This is a genomic window from Alkalidesulfovibrio alkalitolerans DSM 16529 (genome assembly GCF_000422245.1).
GTDB lineage: Bacteria > Desulfobacterota > Desulfovibrionia > Desulfovibrionales > Desulfovibrionaceae > Alkalidesulfovibrio > Alkalidesulfovibrio alkalitolerans.
Genome location: NZ_ATHI01000005.1, coordinates 31,608 through 47,710 on the forward strand (window position 1 = coordinate 31,608; position 16,103 = coordinate 47,710).

16 protein-coding genes and 1 tRNA gene are annotated in these 16,103 nt (G+C 66.7%); 12 read left to right on the forward strand and 5 right to left on the reverse strand.

Annotation, left to right across the window (positions count from 1 at the left end; translation table 11 throughout):
• Positions 1 to 78: 78 nt before the first annotated feature.
• The gene (locus DSAT_RS15570) at positions 79 to 303 is read right to left on the reverse strand and encodes a hypothetical protein (RefSeq protein ID WP_020886131.1); all 225 of its coding nucleotides are present in this window, start codon (positions 301 to 303) and stop codon (positions 79 to 81) included.
• 123 nt (positions 304 to 426) lie between these two features.
• Between DSAT_RS15570 and DSAT_RS03115 the strand changes: the two genes are divergently transcribed.
• Both DSAT_RS03115 and DSAT_RS03120 read left to right on the forward strand, forming a co-directional pair.
• Positions 427 to 1,461: a hypothetical protein gene (locus tag DSAT_RS03115; RefSeq protein ID WP_020886132.1), complete on the forward strand. Its 1,035-nt coding sequence runs from the start codon at positions 427 to 429 to the stop codon at positions 1,459 to 1,461.
• A 67-nt stretch (positions 1,462 to 1,528) separates the two neighbouring features.
• Positions 1,529 to 2,146: a DUF445 domain-containing protein gene (locus DSAT_RS03120; protein ID WP_020886133.1), complete on the forward strand. Its 618-nt coding sequence runs from the start codon at positions 1,529 to 1,531 to the stop codon at positions 2,144 to 2,146.
• Between the two features lie 24 nt (positions 2,147 to 2,170).
• On the opposite strand, the gene DSAT_RS03125 is transcribed toward DSAT_RS03120, so the two are convergent.
• Positions 2,171 to 2,755, reverse strand: coding sequence for an HU family DNA-binding protein (locus DSAT_RS03125; RefSeq protein WP_020886134.1), 585 nt, complete (start codon positions 2,753 to 2,755; stop codon positions 2,171 to 2,173).
• A gap of 126 nt (positions 2,756 to 2,881) precedes the next feature.
• Between DSAT_RS03125 and DSAT_RS03130 the strand changes: the two genes are divergently transcribed.
• On the forward strand, positions 2,882 to 3,142 hold the full coding sequence (locus DSAT_RS03130) for a DUF493 family protein (RefSeq protein ID WP_040370718.1): 261 nt from the start codon (positions 2,882 to 2,884) through the stop codon (positions 3,140 to 3,142).
• A gap of 167 nt (positions 3,143 to 3,309) precedes the next feature.
• On the opposite strand, the gene deoC is transcribed toward DSAT_RS03130, so the two are convergent.
• Positions 3,310 to 3,990, reverse strand: a complete 681-nt coding sequence (gene deoC / locus DSAT_RS03135; RefSeq protein WP_020886136.1) for a deoxyribose-phosphate aldolase — start codon at positions 3,988 to 3,990, stop codon at positions 3,310 to 3,312.
• Positions 3,991 to 4,065: 75 nt separating this feature from the next.
• On the opposite strand from deoC, the gene sppA reads away from it, so the two are divergent.
• Entirely contained in the window at positions 4,066 to 5,055 is a 990-nt protein-coding gene (gene sppA, locus DSAT_RS03140; RefSeq protein WP_020886137.1) for a signal peptide peptidase SppA, read from the forward strand.
• Between the two features lie 20 nt (positions 5,056 to 5,075).
• Positions 5,076 to 6,797 (forward strand): FAD-dependent oxidoreductase, encoded by a 1,722-nt coding sequence (locus DSAT_RS03145; RefSeq protein WP_020886138.1) that lies wholly within the window; start codon positions 5,076 to 5,078, stop codon positions 6,795 to 6,797.
• A gap of 15 nt (positions 6,798 to 6,812) precedes the next feature.
• Here the strand turns inward: DSAT_RS03145 and DSAT_RS03150 are convergent, their stop codons facing one another.
• Both DSAT_RS03150 and DSAT_RS03155 read right to left on the reverse strand, forming a co-directional pair.
• Positions 6,813 to 7,976, reverse strand: coding sequence for a glycosyltransferase (locus DSAT_RS03150; RefSeq protein WP_020886139.1), 1,164 nt, complete (start codon positions 7,974 to 7,976; stop codon positions 6,813 to 6,815).
• Entirely contained in the window at positions 7,973 to 9,568 is a 1,596-nt protein-coding gene (locus DSAT_RS03155) for a glycosyltransferase family 4 protein (RefSeq protein WP_020886140.1), read from the reverse strand. The genes DSAT_RS03150 and DSAT_RS03155 overlap by 4 nt, the downstream gene beginning before the upstream one ends.
• Positions 9,569 to 9,853: 285 nt before the next feature.
• Here DSAT_RS03155 and DSAT_RS03160 point away from each other — a divergent pair, with 285 nt between their 5' ends.
• From DSAT_RS03160 to DSAT_RS03190, 7 genes are all read left to right on the forward strand, one after another.
• Positions 9,854 to 11,326 carry a GGDEF domain-containing protein gene (locus DSAT_RS03160; protein ID WP_020886141.1) on the forward strand — a complete coding sequence of 491 codons (1,473 nt, stop codon included), beginning with the start codon at positions 9,854 to 9,856 and terminating at the stop codon, positions 11,324 to 11,326.
• A gap of 57 nt (positions 11,327 to 11,383) precedes the next feature.
• Positions 11,384 to 12,040 (forward strand): DUF1007 family protein, encoded by a 657-nt coding sequence (locus tag DSAT_RS03165; RefSeq protein ID WP_020886142.1) that lies wholly within the window; start codon positions 11,384 to 11,386, stop codon positions 12,038 to 12,040.
• Positions 12,037 to 13,098: a nickel/cobalt transporter gene (locus tag DSAT_RS14765; protein ID WP_020886143.1), complete on the forward strand. Its 1,062-nt coding sequence runs from the start codon at positions 12,037 to 12,039 to the stop codon at positions 13,096 to 13,098. Before DSAT_RS03165 ends, DSAT_RS14765 begins: the two co-directional genes overlap by 4 nt.
• 123 nt (positions 13,099 to 13,221) lie before the next feature.
• Complete coding sequence (locus tag DSAT_RS03175; RefSeq protein ID WP_020886144.1) at positions 13,222 to 13,899, forward strand: queuosine precursor transporter; 678 nt, start codon at positions 13,222 to 13,224, stop codon at positions 13,897 to 13,899.
• 124 nt (positions 13,900 to 14,023) lie between these two features.
• A complete protein-coding gene (locus DSAT_RS03180; RefSeq protein WP_020886145.1) occupies positions 14,024 to 14,932 on the forward strand; it encodes an NAD(P)/FAD-dependent oxidoreductase in 909 nt (302 codons plus the stop codon).
• A gap of 142 nt (positions 14,933 to 15,074) precedes the next feature.
• Positions 15,075 to 15,150: transfer RNA gene (locus tag DSAT_RS03185), tRNA-Ile, on the forward strand.
• Between the two features lie 125 nt (positions 15,151 to 15,275).
• Positions 15,276 to 16,076: a Nif3-like dinuclear metal center hexameric protein gene (locus DSAT_RS03190; protein ID WP_020886146.1), complete on the forward strand. Its 801-nt coding sequence runs from the start codon at positions 15,276 to 15,278 to the stop codon at positions 16,074 to 16,076.
• Positions 16,077 to 16,103 lie beyond the last annotated feature (27 nt).

Consider the following 16,103-nt stretch of genomic DNA (forward strand, 5'->3'; position numbering starts at 1 on the left):
CCGTGCAAATGCGAAGGGCTCCGGATCGCTCCGAAGCCCTTCATTCCCCCCGATGGAGACCGCTACGCGCGTGTCGCATCAGACATCCATCCCCGTGGTGGTCAGGGCCTGCACGACTTCGCCCCTGGCGTTGTAGACGGGCGAGGCCTCGGTGGCCACCAGCTTGGCAGCAAGACTCGGGTCCTGCAGCACCTTGCGCTGCAACCGGGCCTTCCTGATATCCTTCATCATTTCTGCGTCGGTGGCCGCTTTCTCGACGCCCCGGGACTCGACCACGGGAGCGATGGTGGTGGACTCTATCATGGTTTGCTCCTTGGTTGGCGGTTTCGGGTTGATTTCCTGAGCCGTACCTACTCAATCGGTCCGTCGGCAGGATACTTTAGGGTCCGAAACGTTTTTGGCACATTTAGTGCTCGAAAAGGCCGCATGAACCCGGTCGGCCATAATTCCGTCACACCTCAAACGACGCTGCCGCAGCATCTTGCGTCGCCGCCGCTCGCGGCGTGCTGCGCCCGGCTGTTACACCGCCCCGTGCTGCGCGGCCCGCTCCTCGATCCCACCGCATACGAAGACATCTCGTTGCGCGAGGAGATCGACCGTCTGGCCGAACCCGGAACGCCCATCGACGACGCGGGCCTCGTGCGCCTGCTCGCCAAGTATTTTCACGCCTACGTGCACGGTTCGCACAACGAGCGGCTCTCCCTGGCCGACATAGGCCTGCTCTTCGACCAGTTCCACAACCGTCGCCGGGGCGCGGATTCATTGGAGAACAGGCGTGATTTGCGCGCCTTCCTCCTGCACCACGGCTTCGCCCTGTGCATGCTCGCCGACCTGCCAAAGAGCGCCCACATCCTGCGCCAGATACTGACCGCGCCGCTTTCGCCCCGCGCAGGCGCGCCCTTCCTGGGGCTGGACATCGGCACGGGCACAGGCGTGCTCATGCTGGCCATGCACATCGCGGCCCGGCGGGCGGACTTTGCCGCGCCCCGCACCATCGGCATCGAGCGCGACCAGACCGTGCAGGAGCGCACGGACGCCCTCGTCCGGACCCTTGGCGTGGGACAGGCCATCCTTGGCGACGCCACGCGGCCCGAAACCTATGCCGACCTGCCCGAAGGGCCGGTGTCCTTCGTCTGCAACGAAACGCTACCAAGTCTTGGCAGGCGGATGTGGCGAGAAGATTTCTCGCCCATCAGCGCGGCGCTCTTCGCGACCCTGGGCCAACGGTTGGCTGCGGCGGCCTTCTTCCCGGCCGCGCTGTGGGTGGGCGACGGCCAGGAGATCACCGTGCGGCTTGGGCCCGAAAACGCCTTTTCGCCCGCCACCCGGCCGCCCGTACGCCTGCTCAAGGCCATGGCCATCGAGATGGACGGCGGGGTGCTCCCCCTGGACCGGATCGGCCGGGACTTCGCGCCACACGTGCAGCCCCCGTGGCACGAGCGCCTAGCCAGACGCTGGTAGCCTTTACACCCGCGTTCCCGTCTGCTATCGAACCGGCCCGTCATTCGCCACAGATCAAGGAACCCGAATGGACTTCGCACAGTTCGCGCCTTACCTGCTGACGCCCTTTGTGTGCGCCCTCATCGGCTGGGCCACCAACTGGATCGCCGTGAAGATGCTCTTCCATCCCCGCGAGCCGTGGAAATTCGGCCCGCTCGCGATCCAGGGCATCTTTCCCAAGCGGCAGAAGGCCCTGGCCGCGCGCCTGGGAGAGATGGTGCAGCGCGAACTGGTGAATATGGAAGAGATCGCCGAGGCGCTGCGCGGCCACGACATGTCCGAGCGCTTCCGCGAGGTCATCGACGCCGAGATCGGGCGGCTTCTGACCGAAAAGTTGGTCGAAGCCATTCCCATGGCGGCCATGTTCCTCTCGGAATCCATGATCGAGAAGCTCAAGAAGCTGCTCGTTCCGGAAATCCTGAAGCTGGTGCCCACCCTGGTGGACAAGGCCGCGGGCGAGCTTTCCGCCTGCTACGACATCGAGGCCGCCGTGCGCGCCAAGGTGGAAGCCTTCCCCGTGGAAAAGCTGGAGGAAATCCTCTTCTCCATCATGCGCCGCGAATTCCGCTTCGTGGAGATCACGGGCGGCGTGCTCGGCTTCATGATCGGCTCGGCGCAGTCGCTGCTCTTCTGGCTGCTCCTGTAGACCCGGCGCGACGCCCCGCATTTGTCAAAGTTTCTCGCCCGCCCGATTCATGGCCTTCTTCAGTTCGGCGTAGGCCGACTCGAAGCCCTTGCGAAGCTCCGCAAAGGCGTCCCCGCTGCCGCGCTGCAAAAGATCGAGCTTGTAGCGCGCCTTCTCCACGAGCTCGCTCAATTGGTCGCGGCCGTGGCTGATGGTCTCGCGCGCTTCGCGGCCCAGGCGCTCGGGCTCCTTGGAGTAACGCACCACCGAATTCTTGAGCGCCTCGAACTCCTTGGCGGCGCGGCGCACTATCTCGCGGCTTTCGAGCCAGCTTGCCGCCTCGCCCTTGTCCATGGCCTCGGCCGCGCGGCGCAGATCCTCGCCGGGCGAAAAAACCACGGCCTTGCGCGCGGGAATGGCAATGGCCTCGCCCGTGGAGGGATTGCGACCCGTGCGCGCGGCCCGCGCCCGAACGTGGAAGGCCCCGAACTGCCGCAGCATGACCCGGCCGTCCGTGGTGAGACCTTTGACGAGACCTTCCAGGATGGCCTCGTAGCATTCCTCGGCTTGGCGGTTGGACGAGAGCCCTGCCCGTTCCTTCATGTACGACGTCAGATAATCCTTGGCCATGTAGCGTCTCCTTGACTGCTCGGAAAAAAGGTTTACCACTAGGCGTCCGTAACACACTTCGAGCTATTCCGCCATGTCCCGGACGAAAAAGACATGAAAAAAAATGATGCGGCGGATGGGGAAAAGATGTCCGACGAATACGCGAAGTTTGAAGAGACCTTGAGCAGCTGCGAGTCCTGGCCCTGCGACTACTGCTTCAAATTCATCGTGCCCGCGGCGAGCGTGCCCGAGATGATGGAGCTTTTCGTCGGTTTTTCCGTGACCACGCGGGAGAGCAGCAAGGGAAGCTTCGTCAGCGTCACGGCCACGGCAACGATGCGCACGGCCGCCGAGGTGGTGGCCGTCTATCGCCAAGCGGCTACCGTCCCTGGCGTCATCTCCCTCTAGGCAGGTCGCCTGGAAAGCACCATCTGCGGCGTTGCCGCGAGAAATCCAGCCCCTCGCGTATTCTTTGATACGCGTCGGGTCTGGATTTCTCTTGCGCCTTGCATCTGGCGCTTTCCAGGCGACCTGCCGCAGTGCAAAGGACCAGCAACGCCGCAGATGGGGCTTTTTCAACGGCCTGAGACGATGGAGACTGAGGCCGAGCACCCCAGCACATCCGCCCCGGCCGCGAGCATGGCCCTGGCCTGGGCCAGGGTCTTGATGCCGCCCGAAGCCTTCACCCCCATCCCAGTGCCCACGGTGGCGCGAAGGAGCGCCACGGCCCGCTCGCTGGCCCCGCCCGGGCCGAACCCCGTCGAGGTTTTGACGAATGCGGCGCCCGCCGCCTTGCCGATGGCCGCGCCCGCGACGATCAGATCTTCCGGCAGCGCGGCCGTCTCCAGGATGACCTTGACCGCGAAGGGCGCGGCCACGGCGACCACGGCCCCGATGTCGCGGTAGACGGTCATGAAATCCCGCTTTGCAAGCGCCGCGCGATTGATGACCATGTCCAGTTCGACCGCTCCGGCCGAAAGCGCCTCGTTGGCTTGGCGCACCTTCTCGTCCGTGGTCTCCAGGCCACTTGGGAATCCCACCACCGCCGCCACCTTGATCCCGCTTCCGGCCAGCCGCCGCGAAACCAAGTCCGCGTGGCGCGGGTAGACGCACACGGCGCGAAAGCCGTGCGCCACGGCCTCGTCGCACAGGCGTGACAGGGCCTCGCCCGAAGCGTCCGGGTCGAGCAGGGTGTGGTCGATGGCGGCCGCGACCGACTTGGGGGAAATGGCGTCCGTGTTCATGTTCCTGGGCATACGCAATGCCCCTCGCCTTGCCAAGCAGGGACGATATGGTATGCTTCGGCGACATCGAAACCACAAGGAGCCGCCGTGTCCCTTCGCCGCACTTCCTTTCGCCTTCTCGCCGTGTCGCTCGTCATGCTGGGCCTTGCCTCCTGCGCGCCCAAGATCAAGGTCTTCCAGGACTATTCCGAACCGCTGCGCGAGACCGTGCTGCAAGGCGAGGCGCGCGAAAAGGTGTTGCTCGTACCCGTGCGCGGCGTGATCAGCGACGAGACGCGGCGGGGCCTTCTCTCCGCGCGGCCCGGCACGGTGCAGGAACTGGCCGCGCACCTGCAAAAGGCCGCGCGCGACCCCGATATCAAGGCCGTGGTCCTGACCATCGACTCACCCGGCGGCGCGGTCACGGCCTCGGACGTGGCGCACCGGGAAATCGAACGCTTCACCAAGGCCACGGGAGTCCCCGTGGTGGCCTGCCTTATGGGCATGGCCGCGTCTGGCGGCTACTACGTGGCGCTCTCCGCGGAGCGCATCGTGGCTCATCCGACCACGGTCACGGGCTCGGTGGGCACCATCTTCGTGCAGCCGCGCGTGGACGGACTCATGGACAAGATCGGCGTCTCGGTCACAGCCTACACCTCGGGCGACAAGAAGGACATGGGATCGCCCTTCCGCCCGGCCACGGACGAGGAGCGCGCGCTGTTTCGCGAGATCATCGGCGACCTGAACGCCCGCTTTCTGGATCTGGCAACGACCCGGCGCGACCTTTCGGGCGAGCGACTGACCAAAGTGGCGGACGGCCGGGTCGTGACCGCCTCCACGGCGCTCGCCCTTGGGCTTGTGGACCGCGTGGGCTATCTCGACGACGCCCTGGCCGAGGCCCGTGCCCTGGCCGGACTGCCCGACGACGCGCGCGTGGTGGCCTATCGCCGCACCGTGTACGCCGACGACACGGTGCACAACCCGGCCACGGCTCTGGGCCCCGAGGCGGGCCTGAAGCTGATCGAACTGGGCGCGGCCGAGTCCGCCCTGTCGCTCAAACCAGGATTCTACTGGCTCTGGCTGCCGACAGTGGATTGAACGAGAGACAAGGACACACCATGAGCCCTGCCAAATCCGACAAGCAACTCGCCGACGAAAAAAAGACGGACGCCCAAAAGACGACGGCCGCGCCGTCGCACGAATGGTTCATTCCCGAAGAGAGCCGGGGCTACCTGCGCCAACTCTTCGCTTCCCTCAAGGATCCGGTCGGACTCGTGCTCTACTCGGGGGCCGGGCAAAACGACGAATTCGTCGAATTCACCCGCAAATTCTGTCGCGACCTCGACCATCTTTCGGACAAGATCTCGCTCGCCGAGCGCGGTCTGGACAGCGACGAAGCCAAGGCGGCGGGAATCGCCGAATCGCCTACCATCGCCATCGCGCCCGAGCGCTACGACATCCGCTTCACCGGCGCCCCCGCGGGCGAGGAAGGCCGCTCCTTCATCGAGACCATCGCCCTGTGCTCGCTCGGTCAAAGCGGCCTGCGCAAGGCCTCGCGTGATCTTCTGGCCGAACTGGACGAGAAGCGCCATGTGCGCGTCTTCGTCAGTCCCACCTGCCCCTACTGCCCCTCCCAAGTCATGAACGCCGTGCGCGCAGCCGTGGAGCGGCCCGAGATGATCTCGGTGCAGGTCGTCGAGATATCCGAGAATCCCGAGATAGCCCGGCGCTTCAACGTGGGCAGCGTGCCGCACACCGTGATCAACGACACCTTGCCCATCCTCGGCCTGGAGCCCGAGGAGCGCTTCATCGTCGAACTCGCGACCCTGCAGCCCGCCGAGGACCTCCTCTCCCAACTCGGCAGCCGCGCGGTGGCCGAGGGCAAGGGAGCGGCGGCCGAGGAGTCCATCTTCCGCGACCTAGTCATCATCGGCGCGGGTCCGGCGGGGCTGGCCGCGGGCATCTACGCCGAGCGAGCCGGGCTTCGGACGATCGTCCTGGACAAAAAGAACGTGGGTGGCCAAGTGGCCATCACCCCGGTGGTCGAGAACTACCCCGGCCTAGTCTCCACCACGGGCGGCAGGCTCGTGGACATGCTGGCCGCGCACGCTCGCGAATACGTGCACATCCACGAATTCGAGGAAGTAAAGGAGATCAAGGTCGGCCGTCTGATCGAGGTGCTGACGTCCCGCGCCCTGTACCGCTGCCGGGCGCTGATCCTGGCCACGGGCGCGACCTGGAAACAACTCGGCGTGCCGGGCGAGCAGAAATTCTACGGCAATGGCGTGTCGCACTGCGCCTCGTGCGACGCCTCCCTCTACAAAGGTCGGAGCGTGGCCGTGGTGGGCGGCGGCAACACGGCCCTCACGGACGCGCTGTACCTGAGGAACATCGGCGCGCGCGTGACCATCATCCACCGCCGCGACGCCTTCCGCGCCCAGGAACATCTACAGAAATCCGTAAAGCGCGAGGGCATCGAGGTCATCTGGAACGCCGAGGTCACGGCCATGCTCGGCGAGGATACTTTTGCGGGCCTACGCATCCGCGAGGTGGAGAGCGGGAAGGAGCGCGACCTGAAAATGGACGGCGTGTTCCTGGCCATCGGCGAGAAGGCTGAGACGGGCCTTGCCCGCCAGATCGGCCTAGCCCTGGACGAGGAGGGAAACATCGCCGTGGACCGCGCCATGCGCACCAGCATCCCGCGCATCTACGCGGCGGGCGACGTGACCGGCGGGCTTCGCCAGATCGTCACGGCCATCGGCGCGGGCTCGACTGCTGCCATGACCGCTTTCTCCGATCTCAAGCGCCTCGAAGCCGAAGAGGAAGACGGCGCGGCCTGAAACGCGCCCACCGGTTCAGGCCGTTCGCGTGCTCCCCGTGCCTCTCGCGCTCGATGATCTGCCCGCGCAAAGACGTTCGTAGAGTGTGGCGTGGTCCGCAGCCATGCGCGTCAGGGAGAAGCGCCGCGCGCCCTGCCGCCAGGCCTCCTCGCCGACGCGGCGAAGCTGACCGGGCGCGGCCAGAAGCCTTGCCGCCCGCCTGACGAAGCCGTCCGGATCGCCGGGCTTGGCGAGAAACCCCGTGCGGCCGTCCGCCATCTGCTCGGGCAACCCGCCCACGGCATGGGCCAACGTCGGCAGCGCTTGTGACATGGCTTCAAGGACAATGAGCGGATGGTTGTCGGCCAGAGTGGGATAAAGCATCAGGTCGCAGGCGCGCATGAGCAGCGTCAGGCGCTCGGGCGGCAGATAGGGCAGGCGCAACAGGTTTCCCTCGCGCTCCAGCGCCTCGCCCCCGGCCATGACGCACACAAGGTCCGGCATCCCGGCCGAAAGCGCCTCCCACAATGCCTGCCAGGACTGGCCGCCCTTGTAGTGCGCGGCCTGTGCGCCGTGGGCCGCGAGCAGGACCACCACGGCCCGTTCGGGCAACCCGAAGGCCGCCCTGGCCGCCGCCCGCGTGGGCAAATCGGTCTGGTTCGCCGCCCAGGGCACGCCGTTGGGCACGACCCGCACGGCATGGCCGGGCAGATGGCGCGCGGCCTGCTCCTTCATCCAGCGCGAAGGCGCGACGAGCAGCGGGTCGAGAGCCGCCAGGGCCGAAGCGATGGCCCGGCGCAGCGCGGCGGAGTCCGCAAAGCCGCGCGGGCAGGGATCGGGGCAGCCCTCGGGCAGGGCCGGACAGTCCAGGGGATAGGGGCAGCCGCCCGTGAACAGGCGGCAGTCGTGCAGGGTGAGGATAGTCGGCGCGCCGAGCCGGGCAAGGAGCCCGAGCAGGCCGGGCCAGTCGCGCGCGGCGTGGACATGGATCACGGCCCCGGCGGCGGCCTGCGCGGCGAGCCGTTCGGGCCAAGGGGAACGGACGAGGCGTGCGCGGCCCTCTTCGCTCTCGGCGAGTTCGAAGGTCCGTTCGCAGGAAAAGCCGTGTCCGCCAAGCCCCTGACACAACAGGTCGGCCACGCGGGCCGCGCCGCCGCGCTGTTCGAGCAGACTGTGCTGCGTCACGGGGCGAATGCTCACGCCCGCTCCAGATAGCCGTGCTTGAGCGCCCAGAGCACGATGAAGGAGGCCGCCTCGGCATCGCATCCGGGCAAGGCCCGCGCAAGCCTCTGGGCAAGCTCCTCGCCGTCGAGCGGCGCGCGGGCCAGCACCAGCAGCGCCCGAAGCCGCCCGGCGTCCACGAGGTGCGAGACGCCCGCATAGAACAACGGATGCTCCTGGCCCCGGTAGACGGCCTCGCCCGCGCGCGAACGCGTAAGGCGAAGGCCCGAAAGCCCCGATTGCGCGGGATGTGCGGCAAAGACGCGCGCATACGGCAGGTGCAGCGGATGTGGCGTCAGGCAAAGCTGGTCGGCGGCCTTGACCGGTTCGGCCCACAGACGCTCCCACATCTCCAAATGCGCCGCGACCACGGCCTCCCAGGTGAAGCGGCCCTCCACGCGCGTGCGCGCGGCCACACCCAGCCTGCACCGAAGCGCCTCGTCCGTGCACAGCCGGGTGATGCCCTCGGCCAGCAGCGCCACGTCCACGGCCGTTTGCTGCGCCAGGAGAAGGTGCGCCTGGTTGTCGGGCAAAAGCCGGGCCAAGGCGTCCAGGGCCGTGGTCGCGGCCGGGCCCACGGTCGGCACGAGCAGGCCGGTCTCCTCGTGGACCACTATGTCGCGGTAGCCGTCGTAGTCCGAGGCCAGTACCGGCAACCCGGCCGCCCCGGCTTCGAGAAGCGTCAACCCGAAGGTCTCCTGCACATTGTCCGACGGGCTCAGGAAATAGTCGGCCGCAGCGAGAAGCGCGGCCTTGTCCGCCTCGGAAGGGCGCAGCCGGACCGTGAGGCCCAGGCCGATGTTGGCCGCCAGGGAGCGGACCACGGGCAATATCTCGTCGTCCTCGCTTCCCCATCCGGCCAGGATCAGATGCGCCGAGCCGCGCGCGAGCCGCCCTGCGAAGGCCAGCTGAAAGGCCCGCAGCAGCGGCAGAAGGTCCATCTTGGAATGATGTTCGAGCCGCCCGAGCACCAGGGCGGCGACCGCGTCCGTGGGAATTCCGGCCGCCTCACGCGCCGCCTTCCTGGCGGCGGGACCCGGCGGCGCGATGGCCGAGGCGTCCACGCCGAGCCCTATCGTCTCCAGGCGCGGCCCGGGAAAGCGGACCGCATCGAGGCCGTAAGCCTCGCGCAGGCTCTCGAAAAAGGCCGCCACGGCCGCACGGCCCGCGCGCGAAGTGCAGACGATGGCCTCACGGCCGGTCGCGCCGGGCCACAGATGCGGCAGGAAGGCGGCCATGTAGTCGGCCCGCGACAGGGAATGGATGCCGCCTGTCACGGGCATGGGGCGCGGCGCGTGCAGGCGGCGCAGCCGGGCCAGATGCGGCTGGCTGAGCATGCAGTCCGAGAGGTGGAAACAGTGGTAGGCGGTGTCGGCCAGCCGCGCGGGCAACTCCAGGCGCGGCATGATCCGCACCCGGCCCGAGGCCATGAGCTCCGGGGCCTCGCGGGTCAGATCAGCGGCGAGCGCCTGAGCCATGCGCTCGCCTGGCGGAAAGAAGTGGTAGGCATCGAAAGGGTCGGCCCGCAGCAAGGTCCGCATGAACGCCGCGTTGGCGACCTTGCGGCCCATGACGTCTCCGCCCTCGAAAAAGGGGTCGAGTGTTCCGAAGACCCTGCGCGCGCTCATGTCCGGGAATTGGACACGAAAAGCGGCGCTTGTCAATTCGCCGCCGCTCCGGTGGGGAAAAAATGCCTGCCACGAGCCGTTTTCAGCCGCCAAAAGCCTGACCAAGCTTTTGGCCTCTGAAAATTATATCCAATTATTGCAAGACAATATCAATCATCACATGCATGGCCCTCAACTTGCATCATCAACGGCGCTAGACCTTTTTGCAGCGGAACACAGGAGAAGGACATGCAGCGGGGAGACAGGCCGGAACTGATGTGGGGGCTCGGCCTTGCCGAAGAAGAGACGCAAACCGTCGCGGATGTGGCGGGCGAGAAGTTTCATCTGCGCAACTGGGCGGCGGACAAACTTCCGGGCCAGCGAACGGTCGAAAGCCAGGAGCCAGTCCTGATCTGGATTCCGCAGCACGTCTGGCTGGGCATGAAGCCCACGCAGCGCCAATTCTACGAGCAGTGGGAAGAGCCGCAGCGGGTGTTGGTGCTCGACGAGGACGCATCGGACGCAGACGTGGAGATGCTCATGGAGCACGGCTTCCTCACGGCAGTGCGCGCACCGCTCAGCCGTTCCAGGGTGCGCGACGTGCTTTACAGGGCCACGGAGATCCGCACCCTGTATGCCGATATCTTCCGCATGACGCGCGAAATTTTCCTTGAGCGTGAACTCTTGTCGCGCAAGACCGACCAGCTCTTGTTCCTGAACCAGATACTGACCCGCGCGGCCGAGTCGCTGGACGCGGGCACCATCCTGGCCAACGCCCGCGAGGACATGAACACCCTCTTCCCGGTCAGCGCCGTGCAGGCCGCGCTGTGGACCTCCACCGAGGGCGACGACCTGGACGCCCATCTCCTGCTCAGTCCTCTCTCTAAGGGACCGGAGCGCGATCTGTGGATCGAATACTTCCTCGAAAACGCGGCCAAGCTCTCGGCCCTGCCGGTCAAGGACTACCAGGTGGAGCTTTTGCCCGGATATCCCGAGGACGGGCATCTGCCGCCTCCGCAGCCTGGCCGGACCATCCTTTTGCCGCTGCGCTCGGGTTTCGAGTATTTCGGCTGCCTGGCCCTGACCTCGCCCGACAAACCGACCCTGGCCAAGGACCAGATCCAGACCGTGCGCGCGGCCGTGAACCACCTCGCCCTGGCGCTGCGAAACGCCATGGCCTACAGCCTGGTCAAAACCCGCGCCGACTACGATGGCCTGACCCATATCCACAACCGGTCGAGCTTCGACGACCGGCTGCTCGAAGAACTCAAGCGCCACCAGCGTCACCGCCATCCGCTCTCGCTGCTGCTTCTGGACCTGGACCACTTCAAGTCCATCAACGACGAAATGGGACATCAGGCTGGCGACACGGTGCTGCGAGGCATCGGCCGCCTCCTGCCGCAGCTTTTGCGCTCCACGGATTTTGCGGCCCGCTACGGCGGCGAAGAGTTCGTGGTCATCCTGCCCCAGACCACGGAGGACGAAGCCTGGCTTCTGGCCGACCGCCTGCGCGGCGAGATCGCCCGCCAGACCTTCACCCACCGCAAGCGCACCTTCTCGGTCACGGCCAGCATTGGCGTGGCCTCGCTCAAGCCCGGCTCATTGTCCAAAGTGCGCGACCTGGTACAGGAAGCGGACGCGGCGCTGTATCACGCCAAGTCCGGCGGCCGGAACATGGTCTGCATGGCCTCGCAATGCGACGAGCCCGCCGTGCGCCAATAGGCCATCCCGCGCACAGCGCGGGTTGACAGCATCCGCGCCCGGACATAAATCCGGCCCATGCGACGGACCCTCAAGGAAGGCCTCAGGTGGCCCCTCGCCGTGCCCGCGCGCATGATCCTCGCGCTCCTCGCCTGTCTCGTCCTTGCGAGCGCGGCCGTGCCACGTCCGGCAACGGCCCACCCCCACGTCTTCGTCGATTGCGAGGCGAGCCTGATTTTCAATGATGCCGGCCTCGCCGTCCTGCGCCAGACCTGGCACTTCGACGAATTCTTCTCGGCCATGATCCTCGGCGATCTGGGGCTATCCCCGAAAAACAGCCTGGACGAGACGGCGCAGCGCCGCGTCCGCACCCACGCCTTCGACAACCTGAAGAACTTTGGATACTTTACGTATATTTACCTGGACGGGAAGGAATTACCGACGCCCGATCCCACGCGCTTTTCCGCCCGCGTGGAACACGGGCAGCTCGTCTACGAGTTCGACATGCCCCTGTCCGCCGCCGCGTCCGGCTCGCCGCGCAGCCTGACCTTCGCGGTCTACGACGAGTCCTTCTATACCTTCATGGATTTCCCGCCGCGCGAGATCGGGTTCGACGGCGCGCACGACGCCTTCGCCATCTCCTGGGACGCGCGGGAACAGACGGACAAACGTTACTATTTCGGCCAGATAACGCCCGTCGTGGTGGACGTGACCTTTACCCGGAACCGGCCATGACCCGTCTGCCGCCCGCCGCCCTCGTCCTCGTCCTTGCCGCGTTGGTCGTCCTTCTCCTTGCCCTGCCGCAATCCGGCGCGGCGTCGCCCTTCACCGGCACGCCGCCCGAGACGCAGGCCGAACAGCCGCCCGCCCATAACGAACGGGCAGACACAGCGCGGCCCGGCGGCTCGTCCTTCGGGGCCGGTCCCGCGCCGAAAGCCGCGCAAAGCCCCTTCACCGGGGCCGGGCAGCGCGAAAGCGCCGCCTCGCCCGCTCCTCCGGCTTCGCCGAGCGGGAACCTCTTCGGCGGACTGACCAGACGACTGGCGCCCATCCAGCAGGAGATGAACCGCACCCTCTCGCGGCTGGCCCGCGATATCCGCGAGCAGCCGGGCGGCCGGGCCTTCTGGCTGTTTCTCGCCCTGAGCGGGGCCTACGGCGTTTTGCACGCGCTCGGTCCCGGCCACGGCAAGACACTGGTGGCCTCCTATTTCCTCGGCCGCAAGCGACGCGGCGGCTACCTGCAAGGACTCCTCGTCAGCATGGCCGCATCGGGCGCGCATGTGGCCTCGGCCGTGATCCTGGTCTTGGCCGCCTCTGCCCTGCTCATGCCTCTTTCTGGCTCGCTGGACCAGACGGGCCGCCTGTTCACGCGGCTTGGCGGCGGTCTGCTGGCCACAGTCGGGCTTGTCATGGCCGCGCGCGCCGCGTGGGCGCTTCACGCGGGCAAGGCTCAGGCGGCCCATGGCGAAAGTCTTCCCGACGCCGCACCGCGCGACCTGCGCGCAGGCATCGGCATCGCCGTGGCCTCGGGCGCGGCGCCCTGCCCGATAGCGGCCATGGTCCTGGCCTTTTCGCTCTCCTCCGGCATCCCGCTGGCGGGCTCCTTGGCCATGGTCGCCATGATCGTGGGCATGGGCTTCACGACCTGGCTCTTCGCCGTAGCCGCCATCGCCTGCCGCGACAGCGTGACGCGCCTGTGCGAGGGCCCCACCCTGCACCGGGCCACGGGGCTTCTCTCCGTGACCGGCGGGTTGCTTCTCTCTTTCTTCGGCGGCCTCATGCTCCTGGCCTGATTATTCCGGCTTGGCGCTTTCAGCCAAAGCCCCGGGCCGCACTTTTCCCTTGACCACGCGCGGCCTTGCGCGGCAGTGTGCTCGCGCCCTCGGTCTGTATCGCCGTGCGGCAAGGAGTGACGTATGTCGAACGAACTGCTTTGGCTCGGCTTCGCCGTGCTCGATCTGTCCATGGTCCTGGTGATCTTCCGCTATTTCGGCCGCGTCGGCCTCTTTGCGATGATCGCCTTCAACCTCATCATCTGCAACCTCCAGGTCCTGAAGACCGTCGAAATGTTCGGGCTGACCATGACGCTCGGCAACATCGTCTACGGCTCGGTCTTCCTGGCCACGGACCTCCTTTCGGAGCACTACGGCAAGGAGGAAGCGCGGCGCGGCGTCCTGATCGGCTTCGTCTTCCTGGTGCTGGGCACGCTCTACATGCAAATAGCCCTGCTCTTCACCCCTGCCCCGGACGACTGGGCGCAGCCCCACCTGGCCGCGATCTTCGACTTTTTGCCGCGCGTGGCCCTGGGCAGCCTGCTGGCCTACGGCGTTTCGCAACTGCACGACGTATGGGCCTTCCACTACTGGAAAAAGAAGACCGGCGGTCGCCACCTGTGGCTGCGCAACAACGCCTCCACGGTCGTAAGCCAGCTTCTCGACTCCACGATCTTCTGCTTCGTGGCCTTCGCCGGGGTCTTTCCCTGGGAGGTGTTCTGGCAGATCCTCGTGACGACGTATCTGGTCAAGCTCGTGGTCGCGGCCTTCGACACCCCGTTCATGTATCTCTCGCGCAGGATACGACCGGCCGACGCCTGAAATCCCGCCCACCCCGCGTCCCTGACGGCCTCCGGGTCCGTCAGGGGCCCGGGGGATGCTTTTTTCGTGTGATCGTGCTAGGGTCCGCGCTCCATTACGCCACAGCAGCCAGGAAGGAGTCGCCATGAGCCAGAACACCCTTGCCGAAAGCGTCGAGCTGTGCATCATAGGCGCGGGACCGGCCGGGTTGTCCGCGGCCATCTATGCGGGCCGGGCGGGCATCGCCACGAAACTCTTCGGCCGCACGCCCAAGTTCGCGGCCGACTACGAAATCGACAACTACTACGGCTTCCCCGAAACCATCCTGGGCCGCGACCTGCACGAGCGCGGCCTGGCCCAGGCCGCGCGCTTCGGCGTCCCGGCCATAGAGGAGCAGGTGCTCGGCCTGCACATGGCCGAAAAAGGCTTCGAAGTGGTCACGGCCAAGAGCAAAGTTCTGGCCTGCGCAGTGATCCTGGCCACGGGCGTGGCCCGTAACAGGCCGAAAATCGCGGGCCTGAGCGAATTCGAGGGCAAGGGTGTGTCCTATTGCGTGACCTGTGACGGCTTCTTCTTCAAAAACAAGCCGGTGGTCGCCCTGGGCGAGGGCAACTACGCCGCGAGCCAAGCCCTCGAACTTCTGAACTACACGCCGCACGTCACACTGTGTCTACACGGCAAGAAATCGGCCATCGACGAAGATTTCGCCGCCCGGCTCAACAAGGCCGGAGTGGTCGTGGTCGAGCAGGCCGTGGAGCGCCTGGAAGGCGAAAACGGCCTGGACCGCCTCGTCTTCAAGGACGGCTCGACCCTGGACGCGCACGGGCTATTCGTGGCCATGGGCGAGGCCTCGGGCGCGGACTTCGCCCAGTCGCTCGGCCTTCAGACCTCGGGCGCCTATATCGAAGTCGATCGGGAGCAGGCCACGAACATCCCCGGCATCTTCGCCGCAGGCGACTGCACGGGCGGCTTTTTGCAGATCAGCACGGCCGTGGGAGAAGGCGCCCTGGCCGCGCGAGCGGCCATCGCCTACGTCAAAAAGCATTGCCGCTGATTTGGACGGCGGGGCGGGGCTTGCGGCAATCCGCCAATCCCCCTTCCCGCCTGCCACGGTCGGATTCTCCTCCCCATCCCCTTGACAAGGGGGTGCGATAGAATTAAAAATACCCTCTTTACATGGCACCGCAAAATGCCATGGGCCAATAGCTCAGTTGGCAGAGCCACCGGCTCATAACCGGTTCGTCCCAGGTTCGAATCCTGGTTGGCCCACCACCGAAAGGAAACGTGTTGAACGCCGCGCCGAATCTGACGCACAAACGAGCCGCAAGGGCTCACAAGATACCGAAGGTGCTTCCCGAGGATGTATTCCCCGGCAAGCACCTTCGCATTTGAGCGGGATGAAGGCGCGGGAGCTCATCGATATCATAGAACGGCATGCGCCGCTCGCGGGCCAGGAGGACTGGGACGCAGGCGGGGTCCAGGTGGCCGGAACGCGAGACGACATAACCCGCCTGGCCGTGACCCTCGACCCCGACCCCCGATCCCTGAACGCCGCCCTGTCCTGGGGCGCGGACTTCTGCCTCAGCCACCACCCCCTGACCCTGACACCCAGGCTCCCCGCCGTCCGCGACGCCTATCACGAGGTGCTGCGCCTGCTTTTGACCTCCGAAGCCTGGCTCTACGCCGCCCACACAAGCCTCGACGTCGTGACTTCGGGTCCCGTGAGCTGGCTCGCCGACGACCTAAAGCTTTCGAACGTCGCGCCGCTTATGCCGCGTCCGGCCGATCCCAAGACCGGTATCGGCTTCGTGGGCGATCTGCCCGCGCCGCTCGCCGCGCCCGATTTCCTGGCCCGGCTCAAGGCCGCCGTGGGCCGCGACTTCTGCACCCTGTGCGGACCCGATCCCGAAACCGTCCGCCGCGTGGCGGTCTGCCCCGGCTCCGGCTCGTCGCTGATCGCGACCGCCAGGGAGGCGGGTGCGGACATCTTCGTCACCGGCGACGTGACCTATCACAAAGCGGCCGAAGCCTCGGTCCTGACCGTGGACGTCGGCCATTTCCGTCTCGAAGAGGAGATGATGCGCCGCCTCACCGAAAGGCTGGCGCGCGACCTCGCCCAGGCGGACGTCGCCGTGAAGTTTTTCCCCGGCCGTGATCCCATGCGGGCCTGCCGCCCCCTGGGCACGGCCAAAGGATAGCAAACGCCTTTTTCTCGCAGAGCGCCC